Here is a 14,618-nt window from a genome sequence, read left to right as displayed (position 1 = left end):
AGGGGCGGCTTTGCGCCGCCCCAAACTTGCCAGATCAGTTCGCCGGCGCTGCGGGCGCGGCAGGCGGTGCCGGTCGAGCCGGAGGCTGGATCGGCGCAAGTGCCTGACCTGCGGACGAGTTGAAGAACCGGAAGAACTCCGAATCCGGCGACAGCACCAAGGTCGTGCCGTTGTCGGCAAGCGCAGCCACATAGGCCCGCATGGTGCGGTAGAACTCGAAGAAGGCCGGATCGCGTTGGAAGGCCTCGCCGAAGATCTTGTTGCGTTCGGCATCGCCCTGACCGCGCATGATTTCCGAATCCCTCTGTGCTTCGGAGACGAATTCGACGACCTGGCGGTCGGCGATCGCCCGCCGGCGCTGGCCCTGTTCGTTACCACGAGCACGGATCAGTTCAGCTTCGGCAAGACGTTCCGCCTTCATGCGCTGGAAGGTCTGCTGCGACACTTCCTGGGTGAGGTCGGTGCGGCGGATACGAACGTCGCGGATCGCGAGCCCGAGGGTTTCCGCCGCAGCACTCAGGTCGGCGCGAACCTCCTGCATCATCGAAGAACGCTCATTGGAAAGCGCCGCGTCGAAATTGCGCAGACCGTAGACCCGGCGCAAAGCCGCATCGAGGCGGGTGCGAAGGCGCGATTCGGCCGATTCGCGGTCGCCCGAGACAGTTTCCCGGAAGAGGCGCGGGCCGGTGATCGAGTAGACGACGAAAGCGTCGACTTCATAGAAGGCACCGCCGCGCACCTGGACGCGGATATTGTCGAGATCGAAGCGCAATGCCCGGTCCTCGACATACTGGACGCGATCGGCGTCCATGAATGCGAAGGGCAGCTTGAAATAGATGCCCGGCTCGCGCTTGACGTCCTGGATTTCGCCGAAGCGGACGACGATCGCCTGTTCGCGTTCGTTGACCACGAAGACCGACGAATAGATGAGGATGAGAAGAACGGCGAGGCCGATCAGGAATGCGGGGAGTCGATTGGAGTTCATCGTGTGCCTCCCTGGTTCGTCTGCGGCTTGATCATCTCGTTGAGCGGCAGATAGGGAACCACGCCGTCCTTGTTGTCCAAAATGATCTTGCGGGAGTTCTTCAGGACCGTTTCCATGGTTTCGAGGAAGATGCGCCGGCGCGTGACTTCAGGCGCATTGGCATACTCGTTGTAGATCGAGACGAAGCGCTGCGCCTCGCCCTGCGCCTCGTTGACGACCTTGTCCTTGTAGGCGGATGCCTCTTCGCGGACCTGGGCTGCCTGACCGCGGGCCTGGCCGAGCTTCTGGTTGGCGTACTGGTTCGCCTCTTCGACGAAACGGTCCTCGTCCTGTTCGGCACGCTGCACTTCTTCGAAGGCGTCGGCCACTTCACGCGGCGGCGCCGCATCCTCGATCGGTACGGCATTGATGGAAAGGCCGGAGCCGTAGGTATCCATCGTGCCCTGGATGATGCTGCGCACCTCGGTCGAGATGCCTTCGCGATTGTCGCGGAAAATGTCCTGCGCCGGGCGGCGTCCGACGACTTCGCGCATGGCACTTTCGGAAACCTGCTGCAGCGTCGAAGCCGGGCCTTCCAGATTGAAGAGATAGGCCTTCGGATCGGTTACGGTGAACAGAACCGAGAACTGAACGTTGACGATGTTCTGGTCGCCGGTCAGCATCCAGCCGGCATTGGAGCTTGAGCCCCGAGCCGCGCCGATATTCTGCTGCTGTTCGGTGACCTTGACGATCTCGACGGATTCGAACGGCCAGAAATGGAAATGCAGGCCCGGCATGGATATTTCGTCCTTCGGGCGGCCGAAACGCAGTTCGACCCCGCGCTCGTCCGGCTGGACCGTATAGACGGACTGGAAGGCGAGGAAGGCAATAATCACGATGAGAACGATCGCGAAGGCGCCGCCGTTGAAGCCGCCGGGCATTACGCTGCGCAGCCGGTCCTGGCTGCGCCTTATGATGTCTTCGAGGTCGGGCGGACCACCGCTACCCCCGCCGCCGCGTGGGCGGTTCGGTCCCTGTCCCCAGGGCCCTTGATTATTACCGCCACCGCCGCCCCAAGGACCGCCGCCGCCACCATTCTGATTGCTCCAGGGCATCAAAACCTCTTTGTTCGTATTCGCTCCCAAACCGCGACCCTGCCGTGCGGCAGCCGTCTGGCTATTGCCCGTTATAGGGATGCGCCGACCTGCTTTCAACGCAGGTTCAATAACTTCCCGTTCAACGGTCACGAAATGTTTCAGTTTGTCGCGGTTCGGCGGGCATAAGTGGCGAAACGGGTCGGATAACTGTCCTTCTCGCCCACCGGAACGGCAACCTCATCGATCTTCTCGAACACCGCCGGATCGATGGCGGGAAAGAACGTATCACCGTCCGAAATATCGGTTTCAACATGCGTGACACGCATCATGTCTGCGATCCTGATCGCCTGGGCGTAAATCTCGCCGCCGCCCAGCACGAAGATCTCGTCGGCTCCGGCCTCCTCGGCCCTGCGGCCGGCAATCTTGAGTGCCTCGTCGAGGGATGCGGCCACATCGACGCCCTCGTAGTGGAAATCCGGATTGCGCGTGACGACCACATGCGGCCGGCCCGGGAGAGGTCTGCCGCCAAAACTGTCGAAGGTCTTGCGCCCGACGATGACCGGTTTGCCCAAGGTCAGCGCCTTGAAGCGCTTCAGATCGGTCGAAAGTCTCCAGGGCATGTCGCCATCGCGGCCGATGACGCCGTTCCGCGAGACGGCGGCGATGATGACGAGACGGGGCTTACTCACACCGCCACCGCCGCCTTGATATGCGGATCGGCCTCATACCCTTCGAGCGCAAAATCCTCGAAGCGGAAGGAGAAGATGTCCTTTACCGCAGGATTGATGCGCATGGTGGGCAGCGTTTTCGGGGTACGGGTCAGTTGCAGCTTCGCCTGCTCGAAGTGATCCGAGTAGATATGCGTATCGCCGAGCGTGTGGACGAAGTCGCCGGGCTTCAGCCCCGTCACCTGGGCGACCATCATCGTCAGCAGGGCGTAGGACGCGATGTTGAACGGCACGCCGAGAAAGACGTCGGCGGAGCGCTGGTAGAGCTGGCAGGAGAGCTTGCCGTCGGCGACGTAGAACTGGAACAGGCAATGGCAGGCTGGCAGTGCCATCTCGTCGAGTTGGCCGACGTTCCAGGCCGACACGATATGCCGGCGCGAATTGGGGTTGACCTTGAGGCCTTCGATCAATTGCGAAATCTGGTCGATCTGGCGGCCGTCGGGGGCGGGCCAGGAGCGCCACTGGTAGCCGTAGACGGGCCCAAGCTCGCCCTTCTCGTCGGCCCATTCATCCCAGATCGAGACGCCGTTCTCCTTCAGATAGGCGACGTTCGTATCGCCCTTCAGGAACCACAGGAGCTCGTGGATGATCGATCTCAGATGCAGCTTCTTGGTCGTCAAGACCGGAAAGCCTTCTGCGAGGTCGAAGCGCATCTGATAGCCGAATACCGAGCGGGTGCCCTTGCCGGTCCGGTCGCCTCGGTCGGTGCCGGTTTCCATCACATGCCGAAGAAGATCGAGATATTGCTTCATGGGTCAGGCCGCCGATTCCATCGTCAGGGAATGATATAGTAGCATAAGGCCGCCCGACCAATCTCCTGTGGCGGCTTTCCCCGCTATTTTGGCCCCCTATTTTGGCAAGCCCGGTTCCCAGGATCACCTGGTGACGTATTTGCGCCAATCGTGGCTCTCGGCGAAACCCAGGACCTCCCTGATCTTGCGGTTGCTGATCGGAGCCTCGAATTCGCCGATCTCGCCGACGATGGGCGTGCCGGGCGCCCAGCGCTCGAGGAACGGCCGGGTCGGCTCAAGCGCCGTGATCGTGTCGTTGACCGCGTTGAAGACCTGGAAGCCGAGGCCGTCCTTTTCGATGCAGAGATGCACGATCTGGCCGAGATCGCGGGCATCGATATAGCTCCAGGCATTGCGTTTGCGCGACGGCGGGTCGGCGAGGAAGGCGGGGAAGCGGCTGTAGTCCTCCGGCGAGATCACGTTGCCGATCCGAAGCGCATAGATGTCCGCCCCGAAACGCATGGCAAAGGCCCGCGCCGTCTTCTCGTTGACGACCTTGGAGAGACCGTAGCTGTCCATCGGGTCGACATCGTAATCTTCGGTGAGCGGAAACGAATGATAGTCCTTGTCGCCCTCGGCAAAGCAGACCCCATAGGTCGTCTCGCTGGACGCGATGATCACCTTGGGGATGCCGAGCTTCATCGCCGCCTCGATGACGTTGTAGGTGGAGATCGTGTTGGCCGAAAACGTCGCATTGTCCGGGCGCATCAGGATGCGCGGTACGGCGGCGAAATGCACCACCGCATCGACGGGCGCCGGCCCCTTGCCGCTCTCCAGCCCCTGGAAGCCGAAATGCATCGACAGCGCGTTGAAGGTCTCGCCGCCGTCCCTGAGATCGGTAATCAGCGTGTTGACGCCGGGGCAATCGAGCGGCACCAGATCGAGGTTGAGGACCTCATGCCCTTCCCCTACGAGATACGGCACGACATGCCTTCCAGCCTTGCCGCTGCCGCCGGTGAATACGATCCGCTTGCCCATGACGTGCCTCCTCAAATCCCATCCTGGCCCTGCCGCAACTGTCGATATCGTCCGCCCACCTTCTGCGAGCCCGGCATCGCCAGCCGAAAGACCTGTGTGGCTCGATGATGAAGCATGGCACCACCAGCCCGTCAACGTCGATCGCGCAAAAGCAGGACGCCCGAAACACGCCTTGAAGCGCTTGACCTTCCAATGCTGGAAACTTGTAGCGTCCGCTCCATCTCGTGACTTAGCGATGTGGAGGAAGCCGTGTTCATCCAGCCAATCGACTATCTTCTCTTCGTCTGGTTCATCCTGGCCGGGCTCAGCACACTTTATGTCGCCTCGGACCAGTTCAGGAACAATCCCGAACCGGCCGTGATGAAATGGGGCTTCATCCTCGTCACTCTCTATCTCGGGCCGATCGGCCTGCTCCTCTACATCCTGGCCGACAAGGAACCTGTGCCCGGAACGCACGAAGAGTTCATCAAGCCGCTGTGGAAGCAGGGGATCGGCTCCACCATCCACTGCGTCGCCGGCGATGCCACGGGCATCATCATCGCCGCTGCGATCACCGCCGTTCTCGGCCTGCCGATGTGGATCGATATCATCATCGAATACATCGCCGGCTTCACGCTCGGCCTGTTCATCTTCCAGGCTCTGTTCATGAAGAACATGATGGGCGGCACTTACTGGCAGAATGTCCGAAACTCCTTCATGCCGGAATTCATCAGCATGAACGCGATGATGGCCGGGATGGCTCCGGTTATGGCGATCCTGATGATGGGCCGCGACATGAGGGCCATGTGGCCGGGAGAAATGCTCTTCTGGGGCGTGATGGCCCTCGGCATCGGGGTCGGTTTTCTGATCGCCTACCCGTTCAATGTCTGGCTGGTCGCCAAGGGTCTGAAGCATGGGCTGATGACGGAGCGAAGCCAAGTGGCCGGCGACACGCATGGGCGACACCAGCAGGAGGGCGCACATGCCCACGGAGACGAGAACCGACAAGAGCAAGCCGGCAACCATCAGCATCACGGGTCGGGGCAAGATCATCCAAGCCGCGCATTCGCCCCTACCCGTCTCCAGATCGCCACGATGGCCGCCTTCACCTCGATCATGCTGATTGCCGGCTTCGCCTACCCGTTCACCAAGGTGAATATGCATCTGAGCGCTCACGACGTCGGCGGTGCGATCATGGCTCCTGGGATGATCATGACGTTCGATACACCGGGCGACGCGATGCGCGACATGGCGGCGGTCGATCCCCGCCTCGCCGGTTTTCGGGCGCGGGAAACGGCGACGGGCGGCGAAGTCCTTCCGCCGCGCATCGATGGCGACGTCAAGGTATTCGACCTCACCGCCTCGGTGATCCGATGGTCGATATTGCCCGGCGAAACGGTGGAGGCATACGCCTATAACAATCAGGTTCCGGGCCCGACCTTGCGGGTCGTGAAAGGCGACAAGGTCCGGATCAACGTCACGAACCGGCTGCCGGAAAGCACGACCGTCCATTGGCATGGCCTGATCCTGCCAAACGAGATGGACGGGCCGGCCCACATCACCCAGAAGCCGATAGAGCCGGGCCAGACCTTCACCTACGAATATACCGTCGGGCAGTCCGGCACGTATTTCTACCACACGCACGACCACGTGGACCGGCAGCAGTCGCTTGGCCTGTACGGCGCACTGATCATCGATCCCAAGGATGCGGCCGACGAAATTCCCGCCGATCTCGAATATACGATGCAGCTTCAGGAATGGGTGAAGCGGGAGTGGCTCACATATCCGGCCATGCCGATGGAAGGTGCCCTGCCCAACTTCTTCACGATCAACGGGAAATCCTATCCCGCAACGGACACGATCAAGATGAAGGTCGGGCAGAAACTGAAAATACGCTTCGTGGGTTCGCACACGACGGCCATCCATCCGATGCACGTTCATGGAGGCCCGTTCGAGGTCGCCGCGCGCGACGGGGAGACACTGGCGCCAACCGCCCGCTACCTGGCCGACACGGTCAACATTGCTCCCGGACAACGCTACGATGTCGTATGGACCGCCCAGCGACCGGGCAAATGGCTCGTCCACTGCCACATCTCCCACCACACGACGAACAACAATGTCGAAACCGACGGCGGTGGTGGCCTCATGCTGGTGATCGATGTCCAACCGTGATTGCTTCAACTCGACTTCGGCTATGCTGATCGCGCGCGATATCAGGGGCGATCACGCCGCACGCGGAGCAGTTTCAGAGGCGGCGGAACAGGATAACCACAGACAGCCCCGGCGTATTGTCCAGCAACTCGACCTTCGCACCATGAAGCTCTGCAATCGCCTTTACGAGGCTGAGGCCAAGGCCCGATCCGACGGTGGTTCTGCTTTTTTCCAGCCGATAGAAGCGATCGAATACCCGCTCCCGCTCTTCCGCAGGAATGCCTGGCCCGTCATCGGATACGCTCAGGCAGATGGCGCCGCCACGATGCGTCAAGCCCAATGTGATGGTGGAGCCGGACGGGGTATGACGGAGCGCGTTGGCGAGCAGATTGGCCAACATTTGCCTTATCAGGTCCGGATCGGCGCGAACCTGACATTCCTCACCCGCTTCCTGTATACGAAGCGTGTAGCCGTCTTCCGCGGCGATCGCGTCGTAAATGTCGTAGATGTCGCGGACCAGCGAAGTGAGATCGATTGACTTGAAATGGGCAGTCCTGTTGCGGGCCTCGATCTGGGCAATCCTCAGGAGTGCGTCGAACGTGCTCGCTATCGCGGTCAGTTCAGCGAGAGCGGCTTCTACCGCGTCTTTGGCCTCCGCCATTGTTTCTGCTTGCAGAGCATCGTCCAGAATCAGGAACGTCCGACCGATCGGCGTTTTCAGGTCATGGGCGACGTCCGTTGTCACATGGTTCAAGGTGGCAACGCTCGCCTCCAGACGCTCCAGCGCAACATTGACCTCCGACGACAACATGTCGATCTCGTCCATCCTCGACGACACCGGCAGTCGCCTCGCAAGCTCGCCGCGCCCGATGGCATGGGCGGTTTGAGACAGCTCCGAAATCCGCCGACGGGTGCGATATCTCAGGACGACCGCTCCGCCTAATCCGACGGTAAATACGATAGCGGTGGCCCACCCGAAGCTGACCAGCACGATCCGGGCTAGTTCGTCGGTGTCGCCGTAGCTGATGCCAACCGTCAGGTCGTTCCCGTCGAGCTGGCCCCGGAACAGCTTATAGTTGACGTCGCTTTGATGCTGATCTTTCGGCCTCAGGGTGGAAAAGCCTTTCGCAACGCCTTTCAGTTCAGCGTTTCCCGCAATCAGCGCTCCGGATGAATTCCGGAGCGTGTAGATCGTCTCTTCGCCTCGGATCGCCGGACCATGGCTGTTGATCATGCTGATCGCGCCTGGGAGACCGCGAGCCTCGTAGGCTGACCCGATTTCCCTGTATCGCTCCATGACGTTTGCGTTGAGCCGCTCGTCCAGAAAATTCAGTACCATCTGGTAGGCGATGACGTTGGCTGCGAGGTAGGAGACGACAAACAGCGATATGTAGAGGAAGGCAAGCCGGACAGCCGTGCTCTTGAAGAAGCTACCGCCGCGCATGCAGGCTATAGCCGGTGTTGCGGACGGTGTGCAGGAGCGGGAAGTCGAACGGTTTATCGATCTTCGACCGCAATCGGCTGATATGGGTTTCGACCACGGAGCTCTGCGGATCGAAATTGAAGTTCCAGATCCTCTCCAGAAGCATCGTTTTGGTAAGCACCCTTCCCTCGTTTCGCATCAGAAGCTCCAGCAGCGTGAATTCTCTCGGCAGCAGTTCAAGAGGCATTCCAGCTCGTTCGGCGGTTCGTTTGACCAGATCGAGTTCAAGATCCCCGACGCGCAACTTCGTTTTCTCGGCAGTCATTGGCGGACGCCTGAGCAACGCGTTGATCCTCGCCGTCAACTCGGAGAAGGCGAAAGGTTTGACGAGATAGTCATCGCCCCCGGCTTCGAGACCCTCGACGCGGTCATCGACACCGCTCATGGCCGTGAGGAAAAGAACCGGGGTTCGGACGGAGGCCGCGCGAAGGCTTTTTACGAGGGTGAGGCCGTCCAGAGCTGGAACCATCCGGTCGACGACCATCACGTCATAGGAATCATCGAGTCCTGCCGTCAACCCATCTCTGCCATCGAGAACCCAATCCACGACATGTCCAGCCGACGTAAAACCTTTGACGATATAGGTGGCCGTCTTCTTGTCATCTTCTATCAGGAGGATTTTCATAAGGCTTCCGGTCTGTAGAGCAGTATTTCGATCGCGCGCTCGCCGATGCTCCAAGCGGTACGATCCAGGCTTTGTTGCGGCAGGATATCAGCCCTGCCTGACCCGTGATAGCCGCGGCGACGAGCCGTTCCACCTTACAATTTTGTAAACTTGGCGAAAGGCGGCCGACAAAACCACGATGTAACTTCCTCACGCTGCACCACGCAGTCGAACGAGGAAAAGATCATGAATTCCAAGCTCCTAATCCTATCGGTTGGTTTCGCGGCCGTTGCAGTCCCCGCTCTGGCTAACGGTCCCTTGGCCTCCGGAGCGTCTCCTGTGGATGCTATTGTCCAAGGGCATGGCAAACCCGGAGAAACCGCCGTCGCCAAGTCAAATAGCAACGTGACATTCCGGGTCCTCGACAATGGCATCGTCGAGCGCACCAACAAGCGGTTCGGGACCGTTTCCGTAACCGATCCGCGTGCTGAACTCCATAAATCCCGCGACAACCGCTGAACTTCAACTGCCGTCGATCAGCGATCCCTGCTCGACATTCAAGACATCGGCAACGCATCGACCATGGTCGCTAACTCCAGTGGTCGGCAATTCTGAAGGAATATCTACAATGATGAAAGCAGCCTCCGCTACCGCGTTTCTGGCCGCAATTTTTCTGAGCACCTCCGCACTGGCCCAGGAAGGTAATTACTACGAAGGGGCTGACCGCAACCCCTCGGTAGAAGCATCTGCAGCCCGGGACGCCCGCTACGGATATACCGGATCGATCAACAATCCGGCGCTTCGCAACGGGTGGGACACGACCCCGAAGACAACCAACAGCGGTGACTACTATGGTGGTTCGGACCGCCCCAATTAAAGCCAATGCAAGCCGTGCCCGCTGGCCTCAGATACGGCGGGGCACCCTTCGTGGCGTTGTTGCGGTGCCACACAAACGACGTGAAGTGGTGGTTTGAGAAGGCGTCGATTGACAAGCTCGAAGGCTCTGGCAATCCTGATAGGCATGAGCGGGATGTATCGAATCACATCTAAAGCGATGGCACTGATGTTCAGACTGGTGATGATCTTGTCACTGGCGGGCTACAGCTTTTCTGCCGTCAGCGCCGCGATGCATCCCGAAAGCGCCGCCCAGGTCTCGCAGGTCGAAGATGGCCAAGCCGCTCACCATGGCGACGGCGTTGCGATGGCCGATGCCGATCATCACGGCAACCAGCACGACCACGGCAGCCCGGAAAAATCCAAAAGCTCCTGCTGCACGGATTATTGCGGTGTTGCCGCCATCGCCTGCTCCGGTTCCTCGTTGAACCATCCGCGCGTGGTTTCCATTCGCGAGTTCATCGACGACACGGATACTGCCGGTCAGAAGCCGAGCCTGCATCGTCCACCTAACATCTGAGAACTAGCACCCGCAGGGCGGGTCTTGCTGTGCCTGTGCGCGAGTGAGCGCCATGGCGCAATTGCGATCATATTCTCGGATTTTCACCATGAAACATTTGTTCCTGGTGGTTGCTCTTCCGCTTTTTGCCAGCGGATGCGCGTCCACATTGCCTGAAGTCGTTGCTTCGACCGACCAGCCTGACACCGTGCCGGACGTCATGCCCCTCCGGTACCAGAGCCCGATTGACGGCTACACCCATCGCATGCCCGTCGATCCGAAGCCCTGGCGCGGTCTCAACGACGCCCAGGCTCCGAAAAAGGGATGAGCGCGATGATAACACGTCACATCAAGCTGGTGTCCGCCGTCGTGCTCCCTCTCGTCGCCGCAGGTTGCGTAACGACGGACTATTCGGCCAAAGACGCCGGTTTCATGAATGCCTCAGCGAAAAGCAGCGAGGCAACCGGCAAACAAACCGTGTGGGTCCAGAACCGACAGCAGGCTCAGGCAGTCCAGGGCCGCGTGAAGGCGCTGATGGCCAAAAAGACCATCGACGTCGAGACCGCCGTCCAGGTCGCTCTCCTGAACAACAAGGGCCTCCAGGCCTCCTATGCCGATCTCGGGGATAGTGCTGCGGACGCATGGCAGACGCAGCTTTCGGTCTTGCCGACCTTCTCCGTCGGTCTGACCGGGATCGCCACTCCCGGACTTGAGGCCTATCGTGTTCTCGAAGGTGCCATCGCGGCCAACATTCTGGCTCTGGCGACATACGACAAGAACATCAAGCTGGCCGACACGCGGTTCCGTCAGGCCCAGCTCAACGGGGCGATCGCCACGATCTCCCTCGCCGCCGAAACGCGGCGAGCCTGGATCAACGCCGTGGCGGCATGGGAAAACGTCGCCTACCTCAACCAGGCCAAGGGAGCCGCCGACGCTGCCTCCGAACTCGCCAAGAAGATCGGCGAAGCCGGATCAATGCCGAAGGCCGACCAGGCTCGTGAACACGTCTTTTACGCGGAACTGACCGGCGAGACTGCCAAGGCAAGGCTCGAAGCAAAGCTTGCCAAAGAAGAGCTGATCAGGCTGATGGGCCTCACCGGTTCCGACATCGCCTTCCAGATTCCGAACCGCCTCCCCTCACTGCCGAAGGCATTGATCAAGCGCGACGACATCGAGGCCGAGTCGATTCACAAGCGCATGGATCTGCAGGTCGCCCGCCTGGAGCTTCAGGCGACCGCCCAGTCCTACAAGCTCGAAGATGTCACCCGCATCGTCACCGACATCGAACTGGTCGGCACTTACGAAAAGGAACGCGAGCGCGAGGACGGCAAGATCCTCTCGGACGTGTCGAAGACGGCAGGACTGGAATTCAGGATCCCGATCTTCGATTCCGGCCAGGCGCGGCTGCGAAAGGGTGAGCTCGCCTACATGCGGGCTGCCAACCAGCTGGCGGAACTTGCGGTCAACACCCGTTCACAAGCCCGCTCTGCCTATCTGGCCTACAAGTCGAACTACGATATCGCACGCCACTACCGAAACAACGTCCTGCCGTTGCGCAATGCGATCGAGGAACAGTCCCTCCTCACCTACAACGGCATGATCACCAGCACCTTCGAACTGATCGCCGACACCCGCGAGAAGATCGATTCCACCATCCTTGCCGTCAACGCCAAACGCGACTTCTGGCTTGCCGAAGCGAACCTTGCCCCCGTCATCTATGGCGGCAGCACCGGTTCGGCCTCGGCAGAAACCGAGGTCGCTTCGGCTGAAGAAGCCGAAGACTGAGAAAGGAAACGAGAATGTTCAATAGAAGACAGCTGCTTGGAGCAGGTGCCGCCGGTGCCGCACTCGTCTCCTCCCAGGCCTGGGGCCAGACGTCGAACATGGGTCTGCCGGAGGCGGCCGCGATGGACTCCGCCGCAACCCAGACGCCGATCCGTCCATCCGTGGGGCCAGACTACAACCCGGTCGTGACCCTGAACGGATGGACCCTGCCCTTCCGCATGAACAACGGCGTCAAGGAGTTCCATCTGGTTGCCGAGCCTGTCGAGCGCGAGATGGCGGAAGGCATGACCGCTTACCTCTGGGGCTATAACGGCCAGTCGCCAGGTCCGACCATCGAGGCGGTCGAGGGCGACCGGGTCCGTATCTTCGTGACCAACAAGCTGCCGGAGCACACCACGGTCCACTGGCACGGCATGCTCGTGCCGTCGGGGATGGACGGTGTGGGCGGCCTTTCGCAACCCCATATTCCCGTCGGCAAGACCTTCGTCTACGAGTTCGACCTCGTGAAGTCCGGCACCTTCATGTACCACCCGCATTCGGACGAGATGGTTCAGATGGCGATGGGCATGATGGGTTTCTTCGTGGTCCATCCCAAGGACCCGAAGTTCATGCCGGTCGACCGCGACTTCGTTTTCCTGCTCAGCGCCTATGACATCGATCCCGGCACCTATGTGCCGCGCGTCATGGAGATGACCGACTTCAATCTCTGGACCTGGAACAGCCGCATCTTCCCGGGCATCGATCCGTTGGTGGTCTCGAAGAACGACAAGGTCCGCGTCCGCGTCGGTAACCTCACGATGACCAACCACCCGATCCACATGCACGGCTACGATTTCGAAGTGACCTGCACCGACGGCGGCTGGGTTCGGCCTGAAGCCCGCTGGCCGGAGGTCAGCATCGACATTCCCGTCGGCGCGATGCGGGCCTACGAGTTCGACGCAAAGCATGTCGGCGACTGGGCGATCCATTGCCACAAGTCGCATCACACGATGAACGCGATGGGCCACGACATCCCGACGTTCATCGGCGTCGACAAGAAGGAAGTCACCAAAAAGATCAGGCAGATCCGTCCCGAATATATGCCGATGGGTACGGCCGGCATGGCGGATATGGGCGAGATGTCCATGGAAATACCGGAAAACACTGTTCCCATGATGACTGGATGGGGACCCCACGGCCCCATCGAGATGGGCGGCATGTTTTCCGTGGTGAAGGTCCGCGAGGGTATCTCGGCGGGCGACTACGCCGATCCGGGTTGGTACGAAAACCCGCCCGGCACCCAGGCCTGGGAGTGGACGGGAAGCCTCCCCGACGCGCCCAAGGCCAAAGACGCAAAGACACAGCCGCCGTCGAAACATTCGAACCACGGCTGATCGGTAACTCCCAACAATCAAAGGACATGATCATGAAAACTGCAATTCTTGGCCTCATCCTCGCCACCCTCGCAACGCCGGTTCTGGCATCGGGCAGCCACGCGGGCGGCCACGGCGAAGCCATGGCCGTTGGCGAACCCGGCGACAAGTCGAAGGTCAGCCAGACCATCCGCGTCAGCATGAAAGAGACGCCCGACGGCAAGATGATCTTCACCCCGAACGACTTCAAGGTTCGCAAGGGTCAGACCATCCGCTTCACCATCAAGAACGAAGGCGAGCTCGACCACGAATTCGTCCTCGACCAGGAGGCGAAGGTGATGGAGCACAAGGCGGTCATGGAGAAATTTCCGGACATGGAACATGACGATCCGAACGCGATCCGCCTGAAGCCGGGCAAGTCCGGTGATATCGTCTGGAAATTCACCAACGATGGCGTCTTCAAGATCGCCTGCCTCGTTCCCGGCCACTACGACGCCGGAATGCACGGCGACGTCACTGTCGCCAACAAGTAGGTAAGAAGGAAGGAGTAAGAGCATGAAAACGGTTCTCAAACTTGCTGTCGTCGCAGCGCTCGGCCTGGCATCCGCCAGCGGTGCGTTCGCTCAGGAATTCACCAAGGGCACGGTCAAGAAGGTCGATGCCAAGGCCAAGAAGGTCACGCTCATCCACGAGGAGCTGAAGGGTCTCGAAATGCCCGCGATGACCATGGTCTTCAACGTGGCCGACGAGGGGATGCTCGGGAAGATGAAGGAAGGCGCGAACATCCAGTTCGTGGCGGAACGTGTCAACGGCAAGCTGACCGTCACCCAGGTGAAGTGACAACAACGGCCCCCGCTTCCCCGGAAGCGGGGGCCTACTCACCTACTCAAGAGACGGGTTGAAGGCACAAGGCCTTCCACAGGTCCTCTTTCCAGTCGCCCATCACTGGCGGGTCATGCAGCCTGTAAACTGTAGCGCCGACCAATACCGTTCGTGGCGCCTGACACCGGATACGCATGACATGGGTGCCGTTGTCCACGAAGATGGGTTCGCCGCCGGTCTTGTGCTCGGTCAGTCCAATTGCGACGTCGTAATCATACTCGATGTCTTCCGACGTCGCCGCCGACGTGATCGTAAGGCTCACTGTCCGGCTGTCGGGGAATTGCGCAATGTGAAACGGCTGACGTTCCTGAGCTTCTAGGCCCGACGCCTCAATGACGAATGCTGCCACAGCTAAGCAGAGACGGCCCATCGGCCCCTCCCAAGGCACGACACTTCAGTAGTTTAGCATCGATTGGACCGCTGGGACAGCG

At 60.4% G+C, this 14,618-nt stretch carries 17 protein-coding genes; 9 read left to right on the top strand and 8 right to left on the bottom strand.

The window, feature by feature from the left end:
• Positions 1–34 precede the first annotated feature (34 nt).
• The 5 genes from hflC to C5J24_RS03845 all read right to left on the bottom strand — a co-directional run bounded on the left by hflC (position 35) and on the right by C5J24_RS03845 (position 4,558).
• Positions 35–985, bottom strand: a complete 951-nt coding sequence (hflC, locus tag C5J24_RS03865) for a protease modulator HflC (RefSeq protein ID WP_105400822.1) — start codon at positions 983–985, stop codon at positions 35–37.
• A complete protein-coding gene (hflK, locus tag C5J24_RS03860) occupies positions 982–2,079 on the bottom strand; it encodes an FtsH protease activity modulator HflK (protein ID WP_105400980.1) in 1,098 nt (365 codons plus the stop codon). Before hflK ends, hflC begins: the two co-directional genes overlap by 4 nt.
• A gap of 140 nt (positions 2,080–2,219) precedes the next feature.
• Positions 2,220–2,750, bottom strand: a complete 531-nt coding sequence (locus C5J24_RS03855) for a dihydrofolate reductase (protein ID WP_105415720.1) — start codon at positions 2,748–2,750, stop codon at positions 2,220–2,222.
• Complete coding sequence (locus tag C5J24_RS03850; protein ID WP_105415718.1) at positions 2,747–3,541, bottom strand: thymidylate synthase; 795 nt, start codon at positions 3,539–3,541, stop codon at positions 2,747–2,749. The genes C5J24_RS03855 and C5J24_RS03850 overlap by 4 nt, the downstream gene beginning before the upstream one ends.
• Before the next feature lie 123 nt (positions 3,542–3,664).
• On the bottom strand, positions 3,665–4,558 hold the full coding sequence (locus tag C5J24_RS03845) for an NAD(P)-dependent oxidoreductase (RefSeq protein WP_105415716.1): 894 nt from the start codon (positions 4,556–4,558) through the stop codon (positions 3,665–3,667).
• Positions 4,559–4,807: 249 nt separating this feature from the next.
• On the opposite strand from C5J24_RS03845, the gene C5J24_RS03840 reads away from it, so the two are divergent.
• The gene (locus tag C5J24_RS03840; protein ID WP_105415714.1) at positions 4,808–6,709 is read left to right on the top strand and encodes a multicopper oxidase domain-containing protein; all 1,902 of its coding nucleotides are present in this window, start codon (positions 4,808–4,810) and stop codon (positions 6,707–6,709) included.
• A 73-nt stretch (positions 6,710–6,782) separates the two neighbouring features.
• On the opposite strand, the gene C5J24_RS03835 is transcribed toward C5J24_RS03840, so the two are convergent.
• Both C5J24_RS03835 and C5J24_RS03830 read right to left on the bottom strand, forming a co-directional pair.
• Positions 6,783–7,922 (bottom strand): HAMP domain-containing sensor histidine kinase, encoded by a 1,140-nt coding sequence (locus tag C5J24_RS03835; RefSeq protein WP_245446508.1) that lies wholly within the window; start codon positions 7,920–7,922, stop codon positions 6,783–6,785.
• A 196-nt stretch (positions 7,923–8,118) separates the two neighbouring features.
• A complete protein-coding gene (locus C5J24_RS03830) occupies positions 8,119–8,796 on the bottom strand; it encodes a response regulator transcription factor (RefSeq protein WP_105400815.1) in 678 nt (225 codons plus the stop codon).
• Between the two features lie 225 nt (positions 8,797–9,021).
• On the opposite strand from C5J24_RS03830, the gene C5J24_RS03825 reads away from it, so the two are divergent.
• The 8 genes from C5J24_RS03825 (at position 9,022) to C5J24_RS03790 (ending at position 14,145) form a co-directional block, all read left to right on the top strand.
• A complete protein-coding gene (locus tag C5J24_RS03825) occupies positions 9,022–9,294 on the top strand; it encodes a hypothetical protein (RefSeq protein WP_105400814.1) in 273 nt (90 codons plus the stop codon).
• 109 nt (positions 9,295–9,403) lie between these two features.
• The gene (locus tag C5J24_RS03820; protein WP_105415710.1) at positions 9,404–9,652 is read left to right on the top strand and encodes a hypothetical protein; all 249 of its coding nucleotides are present in this window, start codon (positions 9,404–9,406) and stop codon (positions 9,650–9,652) included.
• A gap of 108 nt (positions 9,653–9,760) precedes the next feature.
• Positions 9,761–10,189 (top strand): hypothetical protein, encoded by a 429-nt coding sequence (locus C5J24_RS03815; protein WP_371673658.1) that lies wholly within the window; start codon positions 9,761–9,763, stop codon positions 10,187–10,189.
• 88 nt (positions 10,190–10,277) lie between these two features.
• A complete protein-coding gene (locus C5J24_RS03810; RefSeq protein ID WP_105415706.1) occupies positions 10,278–10,496 on the top strand; it encodes a hypothetical protein in 219 nt (72 codons plus the stop codon).
• Positions 10,497–10,501: 5 nt separating this feature from the next.
• Positions 10,502–11,953 carry a TolC family protein gene (locus tag C5J24_RS03805; protein WP_105416623.1) on the top strand — a complete coding sequence of 484 codons (1,452 nt, stop codon included), beginning with the start codon at positions 10,502–10,504 and terminating at the stop codon, positions 11,951–11,953.
• Between the two features lie 14 nt (positions 11,954–11,967).
• Positions 11,968–13,326, top strand: coding sequence for a multicopper oxidase family protein (locus C5J24_RS03800; RefSeq protein WP_105415704.1), 1,359 nt, complete (start codon positions 11,968–11,970; stop codon positions 13,324–13,326).
• A 32-nt stretch (positions 13,327–13,358) separates the two neighbouring features.
• Complete coding sequence (locus C5J24_RS03795; RefSeq protein ID WP_105400977.1) at positions 13,359–13,838, top strand: plastocyanin/azurin family copper-binding protein; 480 nt, start codon at positions 13,359–13,361, stop codon at positions 13,836–13,838.
• A gap of 22 nt (positions 13,839–13,860) precedes the next feature.
• A complete protein-coding gene (locus C5J24_RS03790) occupies positions 13,861–14,145 on the top strand; it encodes a copper-binding protein (protein ID WP_105400811.1) in 285 nt (94 codons plus the stop codon).
• Between the two features lie 46 nt (positions 14,146–14,191).
• Here C5J24_RS03790 and C5J24_RS03785 read toward each other — a convergent pair whose 3' ends face one another.
• On the bottom strand, positions 14,192–14,557 hold the full coding sequence (locus C5J24_RS03785) for a hypothetical protein (RefSeq protein ID WP_105400810.1): 366 nt from the start codon (positions 14,555–14,557) through the stop codon (positions 14,192–14,194).
• Positions 14,558–14,618 lie beyond the last annotated feature (61 nt).

Origin of the sequence: Neorhizobium sp. T25_27 (assembly GCF_002968565.1) — a bacterium.
In the GTDB taxonomy this organism is placed as follows: domain Bacteria; phylum Pseudomonadota; class Alphaproteobacteria; order Rhizobiales; family Rhizobiaceae; genus Neorhizobium; species Neorhizobium tomejilense.
The sequence above is the reverse complement of the archived record's forward strand: the minus strand, read 5'-3'. Positions and strand labels throughout refer to the sequence as shown.

What these genes read in the sequence shown, in the direction of transcription:
- hflC (WP_105400822.1), bottom strand. Translation starts at nt 985, where the DNA reads ATGAACTCCAATCGACTCCCCGCATTCCTGATCGGCCTCGCCGTTCTT.
- hflK (WP_105400980.1), bottom strand. Translation starts at nt 2,079, where the DNA reads ATGCCCTGGAGCAATCAGAATGGTGGCGGCGGCGGTCCTTGGGGCGGC.
- C5J24_RS03850 (WP_105415718.1), bottom strand. Translation starts at nt 3,541, where the DNA reads ATGAAGCAATATCTCGATCTTCTTCGGCATGTGATGGAAACCGGCACC.
- C5J24_RS03845 (WP_105415716.1), bottom strand. Translation starts at nt 4,558, where the DNA reads ATGGGCAAGCGGATCGTATTCACCGGCGGCAGCGGCAAGGCTGGAAGG.
- C5J24_RS03835 (WP_245446508.1), bottom strand. Translation starts at nt 7,922, where the DNA reads ATGATCAACAGCCATGGTCCGGCGATCCGAGGCGAAGAGACGATCTAC.
- C5J24_RS03830 (WP_105400815.1), bottom strand. Translation starts at nt 8,796, where the DNA reads ATGAAAATCCTCCTGATAGAAGATGACAAGAAGACGGCCACCTATATC.
- C5J24_RS03825 (WP_105400814.1), top strand. Translation starts at nt 9,022, where the DNA reads ATGAATTCCAAGCTCCTAATCCTATCGGTTGGTTTCGCGGCCGTTGCA.
- C5J24_RS03820 (WP_105415710.1), top strand. Translation starts at nt 9,404, where the DNA reads ATGATGAAAGCAGCCTCCGCTACCGCGTTTCTGGCCGCAATTTTTCTG.
- C5J24_RS03810 (WP_105415706.1), top strand. Translation starts at nt 10,278, where the DNA reads ATGAAACATTTGTTCCTGGTGGTTGCTCTTCCGCTTTTTGCCAGCGGA.
- C5J24_RS03805 (WP_105416623.1), top strand. Translation starts at nt 10,502, where the DNA reads ATGATAACACGTCACATCAAGCTGGTGTCCGCCGTCGTGCTCCCTCTC.
- C5J24_RS03800 (WP_105415704.1), top strand. Translation starts at nt 11,968, where the DNA reads ATGTTCAATAGAAGACAGCTGCTTGGAGCAGGTGCCGCCGGTGCCGCA.
- C5J24_RS03795 (WP_105400977.1), top strand. Translation starts at nt 13,359, where the DNA reads ATGAAAACTGCAATTCTTGGCCTCATCCTCGCCACCCTCGCAACGCCG.
- C5J24_RS03790 (WP_105400811.1), top strand. Translation starts at nt 13,861, where the DNA reads ATGAAAACGGTTCTCAAACTTGCTGTCGTCGCAGCGCTCGGCCTGGCA.
- C5J24_RS03785 (WP_105400810.1), bottom strand. Translation starts at nt 14,557, where the DNA reads ATGGGCCGTCTCTGCTTAGCTGTGGCAGCATTCGTCATTGAGGCGTCG.